We start from the raw sequence: 615 nt of genomic DNA on the forward strand, positions 1-615 counted from the left end.
AGGGCTCGGCACGTGCGGTATTTCTACGACACGGAGTTCATCGAAGACGGCCGCACCATCGACCTGATCTCCATCGGGGTAGTGGCCGAGGACGGCCGCGAATACTATGCCGTATCCACTGAATTCGACCCCGAGCGGGCCGGCAGCTGGGTGCGCACCCATGTGCTGCCCAAGCTTCCGCCACCGGCTTCGCAGTTGTGGCGTTCCCGCTCGCAGATCCGCTGGGACCTGGAGCGGTTCTTGGGCGTCGATGCGGGTGAGCCGATCGAGCTGTGGGCCTGGGTCGGCGCCTACGACCATGTGGCGCTATGCCAGCTGTGGGGCCCGATGACCCAGCTGCCGACGGCGATGCCGCGGTTTACCCGTGAACTCCGCCAGTTGTGTGAAGAGCGGGGGTGTCCGCGGATGCCACGCCGTCCCGCCGATACCCACGACGCCCTCGTCGACGCCCGTGACCAGCTGCGACGGTTTCGGCTAATCATCGCGACCGGTGACCCGGCCGGGCGCGCAGCGCCGGACTGAGCGCTGCGCGACCCTGGTGCTCTGGGCGGTCGAACGCCGCCGGCCAGTACGATGAACGGATGAACTGGACTGTCGACATTCCGATCGACCAGT

Annotated in this window: 1 protein-coding gene; it reads left to right on the plus strand. The window is 67.0% G+C overall.

Annotated features, from left to right (window positions below; translation table 11 throughout):
* Positions 1-12: 12 nt before the first annotated feature.
* Positions 13-522, plus strand: a complete 510-nt coding sequence (locus tag ACFE99_RS23600; protein ID WP_375489090.1) for a polyadenylate-specific 3'-exoribonuclease AS — start codon at positions 13-15, stop codon at positions 520-522.
* The last annotated feature ends 93 nt before the right edge of the window (positions 523-615 follow it).

Source organism: uncultured Mycobacterium sp., assembly GCF_964249325.1.
In the GTDB taxonomy this organism is placed as follows: domain Bacteria; phylum Actinomycetota; class Actinomycetes; order Mycobacteriales; family Mycobacteriaceae; genus Mycobacterium.